Genomic DNA, 14,380 nt, shown 5'->3' on the forward strand with positions numbered 1-14,380 from the left:
GCTACGCCACCCGGTCAGAGATGCCGAAGAACAACTTGCCGTTGTCGCGAAGGATCTTGTCGCGCAGGGCGGTTGGGAAACTCCGCGGGAATGCGGTCTCCGGGTCGTCGAAGTCGAAGTGCGGGTAGTCCGTCGCGAACACCACGTTGTCCGCGCAGAACTCTTCGATCATCTCCGCGAGATGTTCGGGTTTCTCCGGCTCGTCGATCGGCTGGGTGGAGGTCCAGATGTGATCCTTGATGTACTCCGAGGGCTTGCGCTGCAGGTCGGGCAGCTCGCTACGCATCGTCTCCCAGGTGTAGTCCATGCGCTGGATCAACGGCGCGAAGTGCGCGACGTTGCCCTCGACGAACATGATCTTCAGCTTCGGGAATCGGTCGAACGTGCCGGACAGCACCAGGCTCAGCAGCTGCGACTGAAAGCTCTGCGTGTGACCGGTGTGGTACTCGGTGTGGTACGAGGTCCAGCCCGTACCGGTGTTGGCATGTCCGCCACCCTGCGACAGGTGAAACTGGATCGGCAGGTTCGCCGCCACGGCCGCTTCGTAGATGGGCCAGTACTTACGGGTGCCCAGCGGCTCCAGCGTCTTGCTGGTGCCCAGGATCGACACCACACCAGGGTCCGAACCGATACGCTCGATCTCGGCCACGGCGTAGGCCGGCGACTCCAGGGTCACCGCGATGGCCGCCCGCATCCGCGGATCCGGGTACACCAGCTGCTCCAGCTGCCAGTCGTTGGTGGCCGTGCACAGGGCAGCGGCCAGGTCCTGGTTCAGGGCTTGCGAGGCGGGGTTCAGCGTCTGTCCGCCCGGTGCCAGGCACTGCAGTACACCGAGCTGGATGTTGTGCTTGTCCAGCAGCTGGGTCTGCAGCAGCCCCAGGTCCGATCCGGGGTAGCCCTCCTCCGGCCAGGAGTCTGCACGCATGGCACCGCCGTACATCTGCGGGTACTCAGTGATGTACTGCAGTCCTGTGGTGCCTCGCACCCCGAACTCCTTGATGTACTGCTTCCAGCGGTCGTCCAGATAGGCATCCAGCGCCCCGTCCCGCGGCACCGGATGGATGTCGGCGTCGACGATTCCAGTGTCGACCACCGGCGTCGGCAGGGTTCCGATACGGGTGTTTTCAATCGTTGTCATTATCTAACCGACCCTTCCATTTTTGCGGGTTCCATCAGGTTGTAGAGCTCAAATGCGTTCTGCCGGTATATGCGTTCCAGCAGAGCCGGGTTGTCGGTGCCGTTCTCGATGTCACGCGGCGCCGAATGGTGGCGGTGCGGGTAGTCGCTCGAGTACACCAACATCCGGTCGGACCCCAAACGATCCACGATCGAGTCCAGCCGGCCGGGCTGTTCGGCACCGTCCGACGGCGCCGTCGTCGCGTAGAAGTGCTCACGGATCAGCGAGAGTGTCGACTCCTGCACCCATGGGATGTCCGGACGGTAGCTCTTCCAGAGCTTCTCCAGCTTCCACATGAACGGCGGCAACCAGTTGAACCCAACCTCGCTCAACAGGATTCGCGTCTTCGGGAACTTCTGCAGCACACCTTCGGAGATAATGGAGTTGATCTGCGCTTCCAGGTTGGCCTGCTGCCCGGTGTACCACTCCAGGTGTGTAGCCGGCCAGCCGACCGAGGTCGGGGCTTGCCGGAACACGCCACCGATGTGCAGTGCCACCGGAAGTCCGGCCGCCTCGGCCGCTTCCCATATGGGCCAGTTGATTTCACGGCCGTACAGCAGTTCGGACTGGCCGAGCAGCAGCACCTGCTTGAAGCGCGGGTCGCCGGCCCAGTGGTCGATCTCTTCGGCGGCCGCACGCGGGGTGCCCTGCGGAACCACGATCGAGCCACGCAGTCGCTCGTCCTTATCCAGGAATTCCTCGGCCAACCAGTGGTTCAGCGCACGTGCGTGGGCCATCTCGCGGCGCGGCTGGTGAATTTGCTGAACCGCGTACAGGCAACTGACGATCGCGTAATCGGTGAAACCGTCTGCGAAAACGTCGGCGATCAGGTTCTCCGCGTTGGTGGCCGCGCGACCTTCATCGTCGGTTCGGGCTTCCGGGCGTTGGGCGATGGCCGAGCCGCGGGGGTGGTAGTTCGGCTCATAGGAGGGCGCCAGCTGAGCCACGAGCTGGTCGCCCCAGTACTCGTCCAGGTACGGCAGCAGCGAATGCGGCGAGGGCAGGACCGCATGCACGTCGCAGTCAACCACTGCGGCAAGGGAGTTGGTAACGGTGTCACCGCCAGACGTGAGAACTTGGGTATTCATGGTGGGCTGTTTCCTTGTTCGGTGTTTCTAGTGACTGATGTCGATCGATATGTGCTTGCGTTGGGTAAAGCCCTCGATCATTCCCTCGACGGAGAATTCCCGACCGATACCGCTGCGCTTGAACCCTCCGTATGACTGGCCGAGCACCTGCGCGCCGCCCTGGTTGACCTGCACCCAGCCGGCCTCGACCGCATTGGCGGTGCGAATCGCACTGCCCAGGTTGTTGGTCCAGATGAACGCCGACAGTCCGTAGCTGGTGTCGTTGGCCATCTCGATGACCTCGGCTTCGTCCTCCCACGGGATGACGCAGAGCACCGGGCCGAAGATCTCCTCTTGGGCGATGCGCCACTGGTTGTCGACGCCGACGAAGACGGTCGGCTCGACGAAATACCCCTCCGACAGCGGGCCATCCGCCGGCGGCTTGCCGCCGAGCACAACCTTGGCCTCGGATTGCTGCATCCCCTCTTCGATGTAGCTGCACACCCGGTCGAACTGCTTCTTGTTCACGATCGTCCCGATATCTGAGTCCTCGTGCAGCGGGTCACCGACCTTCAGCTTGCTCAGATGCTCGATCAGCCGCGGCACGAACGAGTCGATGATGCTGCGGTGCACGAACAGTCGCGACCCTGCGGTGCAGGACTGGCCCTGGCGGGCGAAACGCATACCGGCGATGACGCCCTGGGCAACCCAGTCCTCATCGGCATCCGGGAACACGATCTGCGGGTTCTTCCCACCAAGTTCCAGCGACACCGGCACGATCCGGTCGGAAGCGGCTTCCATCACCCGTGAACCGACCGCGGAGGAACCGGTGAACGAGATCTTGCCGACATCGGGATGCGTGATCAGTGCCTCGCCGGCCTCGGTGCCGTAACCGACGATGACGTTCAGCACGCCCGCGGGGATGAAGTCGGCGCAGATCTTCGCCATCTCCAGCACCGCCAGGGGTGCATCCTCCGCGGCCTTGAGCACCAACGTGTTACCGGTGGCCAATGCACACGCCACCTTCATCGCCGCCAGCTGTACCGGCGCGTTCCACGGCACGATCGCGCCGACGACGCCGATCGGCTCCCGGCGGGAGTAGTCCAGGACATGGGAGTTGAGCGGTAGCTGCTCGCCCTTGGCCTCGCTGGCGAGCGAACCGAAGTAGCGGAAAACGTCGACGGCGTACCGGACTTCGCCGCGAGCCTGGGTTTTGATGGCATTGCCGTTCTCGGCCGCGATGATCCGGGCGATCCGTTCGACGTTCTTTTCGAGGACGTCACCAATCTGCTGCAGCAACCGGCCGCGAGCCCGAGGTGCGGTGTCACGCCAGACCGGGAATGCCCGGCGGGCTGCGCCCACCGCGTCGTCGATGTCCTTCTCGTCGCCGCGCGGTACCCGCGCGATGATCTCAAAGTTTCGCGGGCTTTCCACCTCGATCCACTGGCCGTTACGGGATGGAACCCAGTGGCCGTCAATGGAATTGAGGTACTCGCTGCTGAGCGTGGGGGTCAAGATCGACATCTGGTCAGTTCCTGCTTCTATCGATGTGAGGGCTACGGGCTTGAGTCGTCGTCAGGAGACCGACTGCACGACCTGCTCGGTCTCGATCACCTTGATGACCGCCGAGCAGTCCAGTTCGGGCGTGCTGGCGGCCAGATCCTCGACCAGCTCGCGTGCCGCCTTGGCCACGTTCAGCTTCATATCGGCGGTTTGAGCAGCTGCTTCCGCCAGGCCGAGGTCCTTGGCCAACAACGCCGCGGCGAACCGAGCCTTGTAATCGTGGTTGGCCGCAGCGAAGCCGGCCAGTCCGGGGCGCGGGCAGAAGTTGTTGAGAACCCAGCTGTTTCCGGACGAGGTGCTCAGCACGTCGAAAAGGGTCTGGTCGGACAGCCCCGAACGCCCGGCCAGGACGAAGGCCTCCGACAGGGCAACGAGGTTGCTGCCGAACACCAGCTGGTTGCAGATCTTGGCGACCTGCCCGGCTCCGGCGTCACCGCAGTGCACGGTCTTGGTACCCATGACGTCCAAGGCGAACTCGACCGACTTCAGCGCATTCCAGGCGCCGCCGACCATGAAGGTCAAGGTGCCCTCGGTGGCGCCGCCGACACCACCGGACACGGGCGCATCGAGAACCTCGATGCCCAGCCCGGCCCCGGCAGCGGCAACCTCCCGGCTGGTGGCCACGTCGACGCTGGAGCAGTCGACGATGACGCTTCCGCGCTGCAGCACAGTCATCGGGCCGTCCTCAGCCAGCAGCACCTGCCGGACGTGGTCACCCTTGGGCAGCATCGTGATCAGCACATCGGCGTCCTGCGCGGCCTCGTTGACCGACAACACCGGTGTGATGTCGTTCTCACGTGCATGGGCAACCTGGTCGGCGGACACGTCGAATCCGCGGACCCGGTGTCCAGCCTTGGCCAGGTTGATCGCCATCGGCAATCCCATGGTTCCGAGCCCGATGAACCCGATCGTGCTGCTCATTTAATTCCCTGGCCTTTCTGTGATTGACACTCACGAGCCATCATGGATGTGCAATCAACGCACAGGCAACCGTAACTTTCGCCGACTGGCCGTGCACATTTGCACAGCGATGGGCAGCTGATCGATTCCGCCGGTCCGGCGGTCCCTCAGCCGATTAGCTGTTGTGACCTGAGACGTTGTTGTCAGGCGGCGAGCCGGCTGATGGGTGGGTGTCCGCCGAGGGCGGAGTGGCCCCGTTGAGTGTTGTAGCGGTGCAGGAATCGGTCAAGTGCTCGGGTGCGCAGGTTGTTTGAGGTCCAGGGGCGGGCGTAGGCCCATTCGTTGAGCAGGGTCCGGTTAAATCGTTCTGCTTTGCCGTTGCTCCAGGGGCAGCCGGGCTTGATGAATCTGCGTCGCAGGCCCCAGGCGGTACATACCCAGCCCCAGTTGGTGCCGCGGCGGTAGACCAGGGCGTTGTCGGTGAGTAGCCGTCGTACGGGCGTTAGCGTGGGACACGAGGACCTCCTACGGATTGAATGCCAGACACATCCACTCCGTCAGGAGGTCCTCCCCATTTCAAGCAGGCACGCCGTCAACGACCTCTCAGGTCACAACAATTAGCCGGGGCTGAGCACGACCCGTGGCCGTCACGAGTTCCGGCTGCGCAACAGCAGGAAGGCGGCGAGGCGCTGCGCCGGGGTATCCAGACTCGCGCCCACGATTCGCTCGGTCTTCTTCATCCGCATTCGTACGGTGTTGGGGTGCACGTTCAGCGTTGCCGCGGCGGCATTGACGTCACCCCAGTTCTCCAGCCAGGCCAGCAGGGTAGCCGAGAGCTCGGTGCCTTCGGCACGGTCAGCGTCGCGCAATCGCTGCAGCTCGACCTGCACCACAAACTCGACTGCCGTGGCGGCGCGACGCAGCACGATGGTGTCCCACACCTGTTCGTGCGTCGCGGCGCGGAGGTCGAGTTCACCCGCGGCTGCCAGCACCTCGTCTGCCTGCAGCCGGGCCGCGGCCAGACCCGCGGTGCCCGTCGTGATGCCGCTCGCCCCGACGGATCCGGGCGACGAGGATTCTGCGAGATCACGCAACCAGGGCCAGCCTCCCGGCCCGGCTTGTAGGCCCACGATCGCGTAGACGTGAGTACCCACGTCTACCAGCACCGGGTCCTCCCAGGACTTTTTCCGCAGAAATGTCCGCCACAGACTGATGTCTTCGCGGGCCTCGGCGGTTGAGAGCCGTTGCAATGCCACGACTCTGACCGGCCCGGTCGACAATGGGCCGTCGCCGGAATCTTCGCTGACCTCGCCGGAGAGGGCGGCTCGCAGTCGGGCGGTGGAGTACCTGCCGGCCAGCTCCAGTTCGGCGGAGAACCGCACGAGATGCAGCGCGACTGCGGTGCTGACCGCGCTCAGCCGCGCTTCGAGGTGCGGATCGAGGTCATGGTCTGAGATGGCCCAGATCGACCCGATCAGTTGGCCGCCGACGCGCAGCGGGATCACGAGCCGTGGGGCAAATCCGGGTTCTTTCACGCGCACCAGGAACGGGCGCGTCTCGCGGGCGAGTCTCTTCAAGACGCCGCTGGCGCGCAGACGGTTCAGCACATCCGAGGGCACGGCCCGGCCCATGATCGTCGAGGTGCGGGTGTCATCGGCGCGCTGGGTGGTCGCCGAGTAGGCCACCACCCGACTGTGCGCGTCTTCGATGGTGACCGGGGAGTCCAGGATCGTCGCCACGACTTCGGCCAGGCCGAAGAGCCCTTGCTGTTCAGAACCGGCGTCCCCGCCGGCTGGGGTCTGCCGGTCCAGCAACAGTCCGCGCGCGTACCAGATGAAGTGCGACCACTCCAGTTCCGCGTTCAGCGCGGCCAGCGTGACGCCCATCGCGGCACTGTGGGCGCGGGCCTCGGGGTGGATGGGCTGCGGAAGGACGACTGCGGCCGCCTCGGCGCTCGCGGCCGCGTCGACCACCTGCAGCTGCGCAGGGAGGTCGTCGGCACCGATACCGGCGATCAGGGCACCGGCGACCGGCGGTTGCTGATCCCCCCACAGATGTACCGCCGTCACCGTATGCGGACGGCCTTCGACCAAGAGCTTGACCACGCCGGGGCCGAGCGCCTCGCAGAGGTCCACGCCTTGGAACATGACCGGATTGTAAATCCCTCACACTCGGGCGTCAGTGCGGTGTCAGTTCCCAACATGGCCACAACGAACTGCAGGACAGAGGATTTGAGCCGTGAACACGCACAACTCCGTCCCGTTGAAGCGAGTCGCCGTCATCGGAGCCGGCATGGTCGGTCTGTGCACGGCCTGGCATCTACAGCAACGTGACGTCGAGGTCACTGTCATCGACCGCGACGACGTCGCTGCCGGGTCAAGCTGGGGAAACGCCGGCTGGTTGACACCCAGTATCGCCACCCCATTACCTGAGCCCGCCGTCCTGAAGTACGGCGTCCGCGCCCTTTTGAGCCACTCATCGCCGGTGTACGTGCCGCCCAGTGCGAACCCCAAATTGCTTCAGTTCCTTCTCCAGTTCGCCCGCAACAGCACCGCCAAGCGGTGGGAGAAGGCCATGAAGGCCCTCATCCCACTCAATAACGACGCCCTGGCGGCATTCGATGAGATGGAGCTCGATCTGACCGAAAAGTCAGCTCCCGCACTCCCTTTCATCGCGGCCTACCGAAGCGCGGCCGACCGCGAGGTGTTGGTGGAGGAGATCCGCCACATTCGGGCGGCGGGCCAGACGGTCAACTTCGAATTGCTGGACGGAGCCCGCGCACGGGCGCAGGAGCCCGCGTTGTCATCCGACATCACGGCCGCCATCCAGATTCTCGATGAGCGGTTCCTCAATCCGTCAGCCTTCGTTCACTCGGTCGCAGACGCCGTCATCGCTCGCGGCGGCACCATCCTGCGCGATACAGCTGTCGATCACATCGACGCCAGTGCCAGTGGCGTGCGGATCGCCGGACGGCCCTACGACGCCGTGGTGGTGGCGACCGGTGCCCGGATCAACAAACTGGTCCGGCCCTACGGCGTCAAACGCCTGGTGCAGGCCGGCCGCGGATACAGCTTCACGGTCAAGGTCGACAACCTGCCCCGGGGCCCGGTCTACTTCCCCACCCAGCGGGTGGCCTGCACGCCGGTCGGTGACCGTCTGCGGATCGCCGGAATGATGGAATTCCGCGACGTCGAAGCCCCCTTGGACCCTCGGCGCATTCGGGTACTGCGTGACGCCGCCGCCGGGTTGCTGACCGGCGCGCATCTCGACGAGCGTGAGGACGAGTGGGTCGGAGCACGTCCGTGCACCGCTGATGGTCTTCCGCTGATCGGGCGGACGACCAGTCCCAGGGTCTTCATCGCCGGAGGCCACGGCATGTGGGGCATCACATTGGGCCCGGTCACCGGAAAGCTTTTGGCCGAACAAATGACGACCGGCCGCACCCCGGGCGCGCTCAACGCCGTCAACCCCCTCCGCTAAGAGGAAGTCAACCCCGATGACCGAACTTGTCAGCATCGCTTCGACCGCCGCTCCCGCAGCGGTGGGCCCGTACGTTCAGGCCGTCGCGCACCGCGGTGTCCTGTACTGCTCCGGTTCCCTACCACTGAACCCCGCCACCGGCACGATCGACGCAACCGACATCGCCGCCGAGGCCCGTCAATGCCTGACCAACCTGGCAGCGGTGTGCCAAGCCGCGGGAACTGATCTGGACCGAGCGTTACGGATGACCGTATATACAACCAAGTTGAGATCGTTCGCCGATATCAACACCACATATGCCGAATTCTTCGAGGCGCGCTGTCCAGCTCGGACCACGATCGAAGTTGCCGCATTGCCGTTGGGGGCCACAGTGGAGATCGACGCGATCGTCGCACTGCCCTGACGATTCCGATGAGCCGGCCAGTTGTCCAGAAACAGCTGGCCGGCACAGCAGTTTTCGCGATTCGCGACTAGTTAGATTGGCATGATCCCACCGCAATGAACGCCCACGCGAGCCGGCCGCCCGCGCCCCTCATCGAAGCTTCGGGACCACATATCGACGTCAACCTCGACGCCATTGCGCACAACGTCGGCCTGTTGCGCGAGCACGCTGGCTCCGCCGCGGTGATGGCGGTCCTCAAGGCCGACGGGTACGGTCACGGCGCTGTGCGAGTGGCGCAGGCCGCACTGACGGCCGGCGCCGGCAGCCTTGGCGTCGCCACCCTCGGCGAAGCCTTGGCGCTGCGCCATGGCGGAGTCACCGCCCCGGTATTGGCCTGGCTGCATCCTCCCGGCCCGGATTTCGCGGCAGCGCTGCGTGCGGATGTGCAGGTTGCGATCTCCTCCGCTCGCCAACTCGACGAGCTCTTGGCAGCGGTGTACCGTACCCGGATCACGGCGTCGGTCACGGTGAAAGTCGACACCGGTATGAATCGCAACGGCGCTGGGGCAGCAGAATATTCGACATTGTTGACTGCGGTGGCGCGGGCTTCGGCAGCCGGGGCGATACGAGTACACGGATTGATGTCCCATTTGTCCCACGGCGACGATCCGACCCATCCCGCCAACGACATTCAGGCCCAACGCTTGGTCGAGATGCGCGCGCAAGCCAAGCGCCTCGGGGTGAACTACGAGATAGTCCACCTGGCGAATTCAGCGGCCACTATGAGTAGACCGGACCTGGCGTTTGATCTCGTCCGCCCCGGAATCGCCGTATATGGTCAGACACCGCTCCCGCAACGGGGTGACATGGATCTGATCCCGGCCATGACCCTGAGTTGCCCGGTCGCGCTCGTCAAGCCGATGGCGGCGGGAGAGGGCGTGTCCTACGGCCATGCCTGGATCGCTCGGCGGGATACCAATGTTGCACTCCTCCCGATCGGCTACGCCGACGGCGTCTTCCGGAGCCTCAGCGGTCGACTCGAAGTCCTGATCAACGGCAAACGACGGCCGAGCGTCGGCCAGATCTGTATGGACCAGTTGGTGGTCGACATCGGCACCGACCACGATGTGGCCGTCGGCGACCAGGCGATCCTGTTCGGGCCCGGCGATGCCGGCGAACTACGCCCGCAGGACTGGGCGGATGCGTTGGACACCATCAGCTACGAGATCGTCAGCAGTCCACGGGGGCGGCTAACTCGCAGATACCGGGGAGGCGGTTGCCCCGGTAAGGTGCCCTCGTTGATCCCCAAATCTCGCGCCGTAGCGGCGATCGATTTATCGGGACAATCCAATACCAGCTTCACCGCCTCGTCCCGATACTCAGGCGAAAACTTTCGACGTGAATGAGACACAACTTCCTCCTGCAGTAAACAAACCCTACGAAGGATCACTGTCCGTGACGACCCAGGCACCCCAGACCGCCGTGGCCGGTGATCCAGGAAGCCGCCAAGGTGGGCCTCTAGTCTCTCTCCCCCCCCGAACTGTTCGCTCAGCAGGCCGCTGAACCCAGCGGGCTTGGCATGTTGACGTGTTCGAGGAACCGTTCTGGGGTGACGCGGGTATCGCGCTGTCCATCCTGGGCACCGGCCCTTGCTGCAGCGGCCTTGACGGGCACCGGAACTCCCGAGCCGATTGAATCGCCTGTAGGCGTTACGCGGCTGGCTTCGTCTTACAATTGCACGATGAACAGCGGCTGCGGATTTCACGTGGCCGCAAAAGCTTCGGACTAATCAGGAAGTGGTATGCAGGCCCGTCCCATCGATCGATCGTTCGTGGTCGACAGTTGGCGCCGGAGTCGCGCCGCTGGCGTCGATCCCGCCGGTCGCGCTCCTGAGTCGCTCACCACTGGTGACCTGTCCCCGGAACTGCTGCAGTTGGCGAAGCCAGTGGTCCGGACCTTGATGCTTGACGCAACCGCCGACGCGCATATCATCGTGGCACTCTTCGCAACTGATGGCACAATGATGTGGGTAGAAGGCGACGCTGCTACGCGCCGACGTGCCGAGGCGATGAATTTCGAGCGCGGCGCGAATTGGAGTGAGACGGCCGTCGGAACCAGTGCGCCAGGCACTGCTCTCCTCCTAGATCGTGAGGTTCAGATTCGCGGCACGGAACACTACGTGGAGACGGCGCGGACGTGGACTTGTAGCGCGGTACCGTTCCATGATGTTAGGACAGGTGCTCAACTAGGAGCCATAGATGTCACGGGCGATTCAACGGCGGCATCGCCTCTGATCATCGCGCTCCTGCGGGCCACGGCCCTTGCCGTTGAAGGGCGCATTGGCTTGCACTCATCTCCTGCAGCGGTCAACCCTTTGTCGGACCCTCGCATCGAGGTACTGACAGGCCGACCATGTTGGAAGGCGACTGACTCCCAGGGCAATCGATTAGTGGCTCCGCTGACTCGGCGGCACGCAGAGATGCTCCTCTTGTTGAGCCGACATGACACTGGGCTCAGCGCTGAAGAGTTCGCTGTGTTACTGGACGAACGCGACCTCGACCCGGTGACCGTCCGAGCGGAGATGTCGCGCCTTCGTCGCATCGTGGGAGCGAACATCATCCGGTCGTCTCCGTACCGTCTATGTCGCCCAGTCGTAAGCGACATAGACACCGTCCTCAAGGCGTTGACGCTTGGTGAGGTGGCGTACGCGCTCTCCCATTACTCTGGCCCGCTGCTGCCGCGCTCTCAATCTCCTGTCATTTCAGAACTGCGTAATGAGCTCTCCCGAACCATCCGTGACGCCGTAGTAGCGTCCGGAGATGTCAACCTGCTCCGTCGGTGGCTCGAGCTACCTGACGCGCGCAACGACGCCGCCGCTTGGCGGGCGCTGCGGATGCGCGCGCGGTCTAACTGGTCCGCTCCCGGGCCCCCGTAACTCACCTGACGCTCCGTACAGCCAGCCTTGCTCCGATGAGGCTCTGTTGGCCATCGCTGTGGATGAGGATGTCGGCGTCATCGGCGTTGATGACGATGTACTGATGAGAACGCCCCGCTCGCCTGTGGCGAGCGGGGCGTTGGTGATCTTGGTGACGGGTTCCTCGCCTTGTTGACGTGGTGGTCGTCGTGGTGATGCGGATTGGGTTCAGTCGGTTGCTGTTTCGCTGATGGCGATGCGGGCGGACTTCTCCCCGACGATGGAATGCCCGGAGGCGAACGCGGCAGTCAGGGCGTGCAGGGCGAGGTTGTTGACGAGGAATTGTCAATACCTGTGGATCGGGGTGTTTTAGGCGACCTCCGTTCCGGTGTGCTGATCGCCGTCTGACGGTGCTGTTGGCGGGGTGATGTCGGCGGGACGTTCGAGCAGTTTGCCTTTGTGGAAGACCGCGCCAGCGCGGACGAGAGCGACCAGGTGTGGGGCGTTGACGGCGCGCCATCGAGCCTGGGCAGCGTCAATGAGCTTGTAGGCCATCGCCAGACCAGCCGCCCGTGACCCCGGCCCCTTGGTCACCTTGGTTCTCAAACGCACTGTGGCGAAGGTGCTTTCGATCGGATTCGTGGTGCGCAGATGGATCCAATGCTCGGCCGGATAATGGTAGAACTCCAGCAAGGTGTCGAGGTCGTCGGTGATCTTGGCGGCCGCTTTCGGGTACTTGGCGCCGAAGTCGACTTCGAACGCCTTGACCGCAAGCTGCGCCTTGTCGATATCCTCGGCGTTATAGATCTCCTTGAGCGCCGCCAACGCAGACGGATGCGCTGTTTTCGGTAGTGCGGCAAGAACATTGGATTGCTTGTGGAACCAACAGCGCTGCTCTTTGGTGGCCGGGAACACCTCCCGCACCGCCCTCCAGAACCCGAGCGCACCGTCACCGACAGCCAGCACCGGGGCGGCCATGCCGCGCCGTTTACAGTCGCGCAGCAGATCAGCCCACGACTCGGTGGATTCCCGGTACCCGTCGGTGATCGCCACCAGCTCCTTGCGGCCATCAGCGCGCACCCCGAGCATCACCAGCAGACACAGCTTTTCCTGGTCCAGGCGGACCTTGAGGTGGATGCCGTCGACCCACAGATACACGTAATCGGTGCCCGAGAGATCGCGGGCGGCGAACGTGCGGGCCTCGTCTTGCCACTGGCTGGTCAGCCGAGTGATCGTTGACGCGGACAACCCCGCCCCCGAGCCGAGGAACTGCTCCAACGCCGGGGTGAAATCGCTGGTCGAGAGCCCATGCAGGTACAGCAGCGGCAACACCTCGCTGATCTGCGGGGACTTACGCGCCCAGGCCGGCAGGATCGCTGAGCAGAACCGCCGACGCTGGCCGGTGTCGGGGTCGACACGGCGGTCGTTGACCCGAGGCGCTTTCACCTCGACCGCGCCGGCGGCGGTCAGCACCTCACGGGCCTTGTGATAGCCGTTGCGCACCACCAGGCGGTGGCCGTTGTCGTCGAGCTGATCGGCGAACTGCGCCACATACGCGGCGACCTCGGCCTGCAACGCCGCGGCCAGCATCTGCCGAGCCCCGTCGCGGACAATCTCATCCAACAACGACCGACCAGCACCGCCGGCATCGCCGTTGGCGTCCTGGGCATCGTGAACTACCGTGAGCATGGGCGTACCTTCCCAACCAGCGCGCCAACGCCGGTCTTGATCGAATACCTGATTCCGTGAAGATCATCCTCGGGAAGGTGCGCCCACTTTCACGCCGCCCCACCGAGGCTCATCCACAGGTTTCGATCATTGCTCGTTGTTGACCGCACGGGCGTCCTCGGCAGGAGTGAGGTCGGTGATCGAGAGCTGACCGGCAACCTGGTCGCCGTCGGCGTCGGTTCCGTAGAGGGCGTGATAACCGATACGTTCGTCCTCACGCAGTTGCTCATGATGGGCAGCGGCGGTCAACGCCAGGTAATCAATCCCTGTCGTTGGCGGTGGGGTCTCGACGGTCTCGGGTCGGGCTTTCGGGTGTGCGCGGCGGGTGATGGTGTGCGGCACCGCAAACCCGAAACTCTGCTCGCGGTGGTGGGGTTGCCCCCTGATGGTGGACACCTGACTGGTGGGACTGCTGGTCCCGCGGGAAGGATGTCCGTATGTCGGGCAAGCGGAAGAAGTACACCCCGGAGTTTCGGGAGCAGGCGGCCCGCTTGGTGATCGAGACGGGCCAGGCTCCCGCTATGGCGGTACGCCATCACCTGGCACAAAACGAAGTAGCAACACACCACCCCTTCCGTTCACCGAATTAATGGTCAGGTTGGATGAGATGAGTACGCAGTTCATCAGGGAGGAAAACAGTGTCTGACAGTTCTACCGCCGCGACGAACAAAATGGCGTTGTGGAAGAAGCTGCTCATCGGTGTGGGCGTGTTCTTCGTCGCCATGGTGATCCTGGGACTGCTCGTCGGTGAGGACACCGCCGAAGACGAGGGAAAGGGCACGTTCACCGAGCCGACGACCAGCGAGCCGACCACCAGCGAGTCGGAGACCCCTGAGCCCGCTACTCCGCTTCAGCCCGAGCCCGAAGCCGCCGAGGAGTCGGAAGCCCCCACCACCGAGGCGGCACCCGAACCCAAGGGGTTGACCGACGCTGACATCGCCCGCGAGGCAGAGGCATACATCAAAATGAACTGGGGCATGGGAACCGACCAATCATGGCAGTCCTTCGAGTGCACGGCGGGAATGACGTGCTGGCAGCCCTACGTCGTCGGCTTCGAGTTCGCCAACGGCATTCTGCGCCCCACACTTCAAATCGACCGCTCGTCAGCAGTTATCTGTAACGGGCCGCGCTGATCGGGATGTTTGAGCAGTTCGATCCGTTGAAGACAT

Annotated in this window: 10 protein-coding genes and 5 pseudogenes; 6 read left to right on the forward strand and 9 right to left on the reverse strand. The window is 64.2% G+C overall.

Annotation, left to right across the window (positions count from 1 at the left end; all coding sequences use genetic code 11):
* Position 1 precedes the first annotated feature (1 nt).
* The 6 genes and pseudogenes from ACNUDN_RS29550 to ACNUDN_RS29575 form a co-directional block, all read right to left on the reverse strand.
* Complete coding sequence (locus tag ACNUDN_RS29550; protein WP_419125399.1) at positions 2-1,138, reverse strand: amidohydrolase family protein; 1,137 nt, start codon at positions 1,136-1,138, stop codon at positions 2-4.
* Positions 1,138-2,265: an amidohydrolase family protein gene (locus ACNUDN_RS29555; protein WP_419125400.1), complete on the reverse strand. Its 1,128-nt coding sequence runs from the start codon at positions 2,263-2,265 to the stop codon at positions 1,138-1,140. The genes ACNUDN_RS29550 and ACNUDN_RS29555 overlap by 1 nt, the downstream gene beginning before the upstream one ends.
* A gap of 27 nt (positions 2,266-2,292) precedes the next feature.
* Positions 2,293-3,768: an aldehyde dehydrogenase family protein gene (locus ACNUDN_RS29560; protein WP_419125401.1), complete on the reverse strand. Its 1,476-nt coding sequence runs from the start codon at positions 3,766-3,768 to the stop codon at positions 2,293-2,295.
* A 51-nt stretch (positions 3,769-3,819) separates the two neighbouring features.
* Positions 3,820-4,728: a 3-hydroxyisobutyrate dehydrogenase gene (gene mmsB, locus ACNUDN_RS29565; protein ID WP_419125402.1), complete on the reverse strand. Its 909-nt coding sequence runs from the start codon at positions 4,726-4,728 to the stop codon at positions 3,820-3,822.
* A 182-nt stretch (positions 4,729-4,910) separates the two neighbouring features.
* Positions 4,911-5,195, reverse strand: a pseudogene (locus ACNUDN_RS29570) (integrase core domain-containing protein); the annotation flags it as partial.
* 159 nt (positions 5,196-5,354) lie between these two features.
* On the reverse strand, positions 5,355-6,854 hold the full coding sequence (locus ACNUDN_RS29575) for a PucR family transcriptional regulator (protein WP_419125403.1): 1,500 nt from the start codon (positions 6,852-6,854) through the stop codon (positions 5,355-5,357).
* 91 nt (positions 6,855-6,945) lie between these two features.
* Here ACNUDN_RS29575 and ACNUDN_RS29580 point away from each other — a divergent pair, with 91 nt between their 5' ends.
* The 3 genes and pseudogenes from ACNUDN_RS29580 to alr form a co-directional block, all read left to right on the forward strand.
* Positions 6,946-8,187 carry an NAD(P)/FAD-dependent oxidoreductase gene (locus ACNUDN_RS29580; RefSeq protein WP_419125404.1) on the forward strand — a complete coding sequence of 414 codons (1,242 nt, stop codon included), beginning with the start codon at positions 6,946-6,948 and terminating at the stop codon, positions 8,185-8,187.
* A 16-nt stretch (positions 8,188-8,203) separates the two neighbouring features.
* Positions 8,204-8,590, forward strand: a complete 387-nt coding sequence (locus ACNUDN_RS29585; protein WP_419125405.1) for a Rid family detoxifying hydrolase — start codon at positions 8,204-8,206, stop codon at positions 8,588-8,590.
* Between the two features lie 95 nt (positions 8,591-8,685).
* Positions 8,686-9,843 (forward strand): annotated as a pseudogene (alr, locus tag ACNUDN_RS29590) (alanine racemase); the annotation flags it as partial.
* Positions 9,844-9,854: 11 nt separating this feature from the next.
* On the opposite strand, the pseudogene ACNUDN_RS29595 reads toward alr, so the two are convergent.
* Positions 9,855-9,980: pseudogene (locus ACNUDN_RS29595) on the reverse strand (transposase); the annotation flags it as partial.
* Between the two features lie 69 nt (positions 9,981-10,049).
* On the opposite strand from ACNUDN_RS29595, the pseudogene ACNUDN_RS29600 reads away from it, so the two are divergent.
* Both ACNUDN_RS29600 and ACNUDN_RS29605 read left to right on the forward strand, forming a co-directional pair.
* A pseudogene (locus tag ACNUDN_RS29600) lies at positions 10,050-10,262 on the forward strand (acyl-CoA dehydrogenase family protein); the annotation flags it as partial.
* Positions 10,263-10,370: 108 nt separating this feature from the next.
* A complete protein-coding gene (locus ACNUDN_RS29605; RefSeq protein ID WP_498450175.1) occupies positions 10,371-11,504 on the forward strand; it encodes a sigma-54-dependent transcriptional regulator family protein in 1,134 nt (377 codons plus the stop codon).
* A gap of 348 nt (positions 11,505-11,852) precedes the next feature.
* Here ACNUDN_RS29605 and ACNUDN_RS29610 read toward each other — a convergent pair whose 3' ends face one another.
* Entirely contained in the window at positions 11,853-13,172 is a 1,320-nt protein-coding gene (locus ACNUDN_RS29610) for an IS256 family transposase (protein WP_419121378.1), read from the reverse strand.
* Between the two features lie 126 nt (positions 13,173-13,298).
* Positions 13,299-13,580, reverse strand: a pseudogene (locus ACNUDN_RS29615) (hypothetical protein); the annotation flags it as partial.
* Between the two features lie 269 nt (positions 13,581-13,849).
* Between ACNUDN_RS29615 and ACNUDN_RS29620 the strand changes: the two are divergent.
* Positions 13,850-14,344, forward strand: coding sequence for a hypothetical protein (locus ACNUDN_RS29620; RefSeq protein ID WP_419125407.1), 495 nt, complete (start codon positions 13,850-13,852; stop codon positions 14,342-14,344).
* Positions 14,345-14,380: the final 36 nt, after the last annotated feature.

The organism is Mycobacterium sp. smrl_JER01 (genome assembly GCF_048513595.2).
Classification (GTDB): domain Bacteria; phylum Actinomycetota; class Actinomycetes; order Mycobacteriales; family Mycobacteriaceae; genus Mycobacterium.

What these genes read in the sequence shown, in the direction of transcription:
- ACNUDN_RS29575 (WP_419125403.1), bottom strand. Translation starts at nt 6,854, where the DNA reads ATGTTCCAAGGCGTGGACCTCTGCGAGGCGCTCGGCCCCGGCGTGGTC.
- ACNUDN_RS29610 (WP_419121378.1), bottom strand. Translation starts at nt 13,172, where the DNA reads ATGCTCACGGTAGTTCACGATGCCCAGGACGCCAACGGCGATGCCGGC.
- ACNUDN_RS29555 (WP_419125400.1), bottom strand. Translation starts at nt 2,265, where the DNA reads ATGAATACCCAAGTTCTCACGTCTGGCGGTGACACCGTTACCAACTCC.
- ACNUDN_RS29550 (WP_419125399.1), bottom strand. Translation starts at nt 1,138, where the DNA reads ATGACAACGATTGAAAACACCCGTATCGGAACCCTGCCGACGCCGGTG.
- ACNUDN_RS29605 (WP_498450175.1), top strand. Translation starts at nt 10,371, where the DNA reads ATGCAGGCCCGTCCCATCGATCGATCGTTCGTGGTCGACAGTTGGCGC.
- ACNUDN_RS29560 (WP_419125401.1), bottom strand. Translation starts at nt 3,768, where the DNA reads ATGTCGATCTTGACCCCCACGCTCAGCAGCGAGTACCTCAATTCCATT.
- ACNUDN_RS29585 (WP_419125405.1), top strand. Translation starts at nt 8,204, where the DNA reads ATGACCGAACTTGTCAGCATCGCTTCGACCGCCGCTCCCGCAGCGGTG.
- mmsB (WP_419125402.1), bottom strand. Translation starts at nt 4,728, where the DNA reads ATGAGCAGCACGATCGGGTTCATCGGGCTCGGAACCATGGGATTGCCG.